Here is a 4276-nt window from a genome sequence, read left to right as displayed (position 1 = left end):
GCTTCTGTAGTATACCGGATATGAGGTTATGTATTTTGGTGTGCTAGTAAGGTTACGCAAGATTATTTGGGTTTTTGGTTTGTTTTGTTTTTTTGAGCCATTTGCCCTTTGGTTGACCGCGGTGTGTACAGGGAGTGAGATCGCGATGAAGAAACTGATCAACAAGGTCGAAGATGTGGTTGCCGAGCAGTTGGAAGGTCTGGCGCTGGCCCATCCGGAGCTGAAGCTGAACACCGAGCCTTACTACGTTTACCGGGAGCGCGAAGGTGACAAGGTGGCGCTGATCTCCGGCGGCGGGTCGGGCCACGAGCCCATGCATGCCGGCTTCATTGGCGAAGGCATGCTGACCGCCGCTTGCCCGGGCGCGGTGTTCTCCTCGCCCACCCCGGATCAGATGTATGAATGCGGCAAGGCCGTGGCCACGGAAAAGGGCGTCTTGCTCATCATCAAGAACTACACCGGCGATGTGCTCAACTTTGAATCCGCCGTTGAGCTGCTGCATTTTGACGACATTCCGGTTGGCTCCATCACCATTGATGACGACGTCGCCGTCAAGGACAGCCTTTACACGGCAGGCCGGCGCGGCGTGGGCGCCACGGTTCTGATCGAGAAGATCCTGGGCGCGGCCTGTGAGCGCGGCGCGGATCTGGCGGCTGTTGAAGCCATGGGCCGCACCTTGAACAACCGCTCCCGCTCCTTCGGCATTGCGCTGGATGCGTGTGTGGTGCCCGCCGCTGGCAAGCCGTCCTTCGATCTGGCCGAAGGCGAGATGGAGTTTGGCGTTGGCATTCACGGCGAGCCGGGCATCGCGCGCCGCCCGTACACCGACGTTCAAACGGTTGTCGCCGACATGCTCAAGGAGCTGTTGGAGAACTCCGGCTACACCCGCACCGTGCGCTCTTGGAACCGCGCGGAAGGCACGTGGATGGAAGAGGAAAGCACCGTTGAGGACTATGCGGCAGGCGATGAGCTGATCGTCATGGTCAACGGCATGGGAGCCACGCCGGAATCCGAACTCTTCGGCGCCTATCGCGAAGCCCACAAGGGGCTGGAAGCGGCGGGCTTCAAGGTCGCCCGCTCGCTGGTTGGCAACTACTGCACATCGCTCAACATGGAAGGCTTCTCCATCACCCTGCTCAAGGCCGATGCGGACACCCTGGCCCTGTGGGATGCACCTGTGGCCGCCCCGTCCCTGCGCTGGGGCAAGTAAGAGCAAACAAGGACAAGAACATGACTGTGACGAAGGACCAAATCCTCGGTTGGCTGAAAGCATGCGCGGCAGAGTTTGCCGCGCAGCAGGACTACCTGACCGATCTGGACCGTGAGATCGGCGATGCCGACCACGGCCTCAACATGAACCGCGGCTTTACCAAGGTCATGGAAAAGCTGCCCACCTTTGAAGCCCAGCCCATTGGCGGCATCATGAAGGGGGTGGGCATGACCTTGATGTCCTCCATCGGCGGCGCCTCCGGCCCGCTTTACGGCACCTTCTTCATTCGCGCCGCCACCTCGACGGCCTCAGCCGAAGAGCTGGATCTGGCGGCCCTGATCAAGATGCTGGAAGATGGCGTGGCCGGTGTGGTCATGCGCGGCAAGGCCGAGCACGGCGACAAGACCATGTGCGATGTGTGGTGGCCGGTGCTTCAGGCCGCCAAGGAGGCCAAGGACGCAGGCAGCGACATTACGGCGGCTCTGGACAAGATGGTGGCTGCAGCAGAGGAAGGGGCCAAAAGCACCATTCCAATGCAGGCCCGCAAGGGCCGGGCGTCTTATCTGGGTGAGCGCTCCGTGGGCCATCAGGATGCCGGTGCCACCTCCAGCCTGATCATGATCAAGGCGCTGGCAGCAACGGTAAGCGGGAGCTAGGTTTTGGTAGGTATTGTCGTTGTGTCCCACAGCCGGCAGCTCGCCGATGGCGTGGCTGAGCTGGCTGAACAGATGACACAGGGAAAGTGCCCCATTGCGGTTGCGGGCGGGATCGATGATCCCGCCAACCCCATTGGCACCGATCCCGTTGCAGTGATGAGCGCCATTGAGACCGTTGCCGATGACAGCGGCGTGCTGGTGCTGATGGATCTGGGCAGCGCGCTGCTCTCCGCGGAAATGGCGCTGGAGCTCATTGATCCGGACCTGGCTTCCAAGGTGGAGCTGTGCGCCGCGCCGATCGTGGAAGGCACCATGGCCGCCACGGTGGCTGCCGCTTCTGGGTTGCCGCTGTCTGCGGTCAAGGCAGAAGCCATGGGCGCGCTGGCCGCCAAGCTGAAGCATCTGGGCGTTGAAGACGAGACCGCAGGTCCGGCTGCAAGCCAAGCTGCCTGCGGTGACGCGCTCACCTTCGAATGGACCGTTTTGAACCCTCATGGCCTGCACGCCCGTCCGGCGGCTGCCATTGTTGGCGCTCTGGCCGGGTTCGAGGCCGACCTGACCCTTGAATGCAAGGGCGAGCGCGCCAACGCCAAGAGCCTCAACGCGCTGGCGGTTCTGGGCGTGCGCAAGGGCGACCACATCGTGCTGTCCGCCTCCGGCGCGCAGGCGCAAGACGCCCTCGCCGCCTTTGAAGCGCTGGCCAGGGACGGCTTTGGCGAAGACGTTGACGCGCCGGTGGAAGCGGCGGAGACGGAAGACCAAGCAGCCCCTGCCCCAAGCGCCGTTGAAGGCGCCATTGTCGGCGTTGCTGCCTCCAGCGGCATTGTGAGCGCACCTGCCGCCTTCTTTACCGTCAAGATGCCTGAGGTGCCGGCCCGTGCCTTTACCTCAGCGGGCGAGGAAGCCCGCCGTCTGAGCGACACCATTGCAACCGTTGCCGAGACCATGCGAGCGCAAAGTGCTGCGGCAAAGGCCGCCAAGGACAAGGCCAAGGCCGAGATCTTTGCCGCTCACGAGGCCATGCTCACCGACCCGGACCTGCAGCCAAAGCTTTTGGCCGCCGTGGAAGGCGGGGCCATTGCCGAGCGGGCCTGGATGGAGGTCATGACCGCCTTGAAGGCCCAGTATGAGGCCGCCGAAAGCGCCTACATGCGCGAGCGCGCCATGGATGTGCTCGACATCACCCGTCAGGTGATGCTGGCGCTCACCGGTGAAGAAGATGCGGGCGTGGACATTGCGCCCAACACCATCTTGTTTGCCGAGGATCTGTCGCCTTCCGACACCGCGCGTCTGAACAAGGACACCGTGCTGGGCATTTGCCTGCAGGGCGGGGGCAAGACCTCTCACAGCGCCATCATTGCCCGCGCCATGGGCATTCCGGCCATCGTGCGCGCCACCGGCTGCCTGAGCGAGGTCACGCCGGGCCAGATCGTGACACTGGACGGCTTTGAGGGCCTGCTGTGGACCGCGCCATCGGATGAAAAGGCTGGCGAGCTTGAGGCACGCCGCACCGCCTGGATCAAGGAGCGCAATGAAACCCTGACCCAGGCCCTGGAACCGGCCATCACCCTGGATGGGGTGCATTATCCGGTGCAGGCCAACATTGGCGGTTTTGCCGATGTGGAAAAGGCCCTGGCCTCAGGGGCGGAAGGCGTTGGCCTGTTGCGCACCGAGTTCCTGTTCCAGGCCCGGGCCGAATTGCCGGATGAAGACAGCCAGTACCAAGAGTACAAGCGCATCGCCGCTGCCTTTGGCGACCAGCCGATCACCATCCGCACGCTGGATGTGGGCGGCGACAAGCCGCTGGCCTCCTACCCCATGGCCGAAGAGGAAAACCCGTTCCTCGGACACCGCGGGGTGCGCATGTGCCTGTCCGACCCGGCGCTGTTCAAGACCCAGATCCGCGCTCTGATCCGGGCAGCAAGCGAACAGCCCAACATCCAGATGATGGTGCCCATGATTGCCAATGTGCGCGAGCTCAAGGCCGTCAAGGCGCTGGTCGCCGACTGCCGCACCGAGCTGGGATTGCCCGAAGAACAGGCCCCCATGCAGGTGGGCATCATGATCGAGGTGCCAAGTGCCGTGCTTGATGCCGATGCTCTGGCAGCAGAAGCCGACTTCTTCTCCATCGGCACCAACGACCTCACCCAATATGTGATGGCAGCAGACCGGGGCAATCCCCAGGTCGCCGAACTCGTTGATTACAACGAACCGGCCGTGCTGACCGCCATCCGCATGACCTGTGAGGCAGGCAAAAAGGCCGGCATCCCGGTCTCAATGTGCGGGGAAATGGCTGGCGACACAAACGTCACCCAAACACTCCTAAACGCCGGACTGACAAAACTGTCCGCAAGCCCATCTCTCCTGCCAAACCTGAAAGCCAAACTCAGAACCCTGAGCATCAAATAAA

3 protein-coding genes are annotated in these 4276 nt (G+C 62.7%); all 3 read left to right on the top strand.

The genetic code is table 11. The features are described from left to right. The first annotated feature begins 145 nt into the window (after nucleotides 1–145). Genes dhaK through ptsP form a run of 3 tightly spaced genes read left to right on the top strand, consistent with a single transcriptional unit; the run spans nucleotide 146 to nucleotide 4275 of the window. Nucleotides 146–1210, top strand: a complete 1065-nt coding sequence (gene dhaK, locus Q3Y58_RS19405) for a dihydroxyacetone kinase subunit DhaK (RefSeq protein ID WP_319623426.1) — start codon at nucleotides 146–148, stop codon at nucleotides 1208–1210. A 20-nt stretch (nucleotides 1211–1230) separates the two neighbouring features. Next, nucleotides 1231–1866 (top strand): dihydroxyacetone kinase subunit DhaL, encoded by a 636-nt coding sequence (dhaL, locus tag Q3Y58_RS19400; protein WP_319623425.1) that lies wholly within the window; start codon nucleotides 1231–1233, stop codon nucleotides 1864–1866. A gap of 3 nt (nucleotides 1867–1869) precedes the next feature. Next, entirely contained in the window at nucleotides 1870–4275 is a 2406-nt protein-coding gene (gene ptsP / locus Q3Y58_RS19395; RefSeq protein ID WP_319623424.1) for a phosphoenolpyruvate--protein phosphotransferase, read from the top strand. Nucleotide 4276: the final 1 nt, after the last annotated feature.

Source organism: Nesiotobacter zosterae (genome assembly GCF_033843645.1).
In the GTDB taxonomy this organism is placed as follows: domain Bacteria; phylum Pseudomonadota; class Alphaproteobacteria; order Rhizobiales; family Stappiaceae; genus Pseudovibrio; species Pseudovibrio zosterae.
The sequence above is the reverse complement of the archived record's forward strand: the minus strand, read 5'-3'. Positions and strand labels throughout refer to the sequence as shown.

Excerpts from the sequence above, each read along its gene's own strand:
- dhaL (WP_319623425.1), top strand. The coding sequence starts at position 1,231 with ATGACTGTGACGAAGGACCAAATCCTCGGTTGGCTGAAAGCATGCGCG.
- dhaK (WP_319623426.1), top strand. The coding sequence starts at position 146 with ATGAAGAAACTGATCAACAAGGTCGAAGATGTGGTTGCCGAGCAGTTG.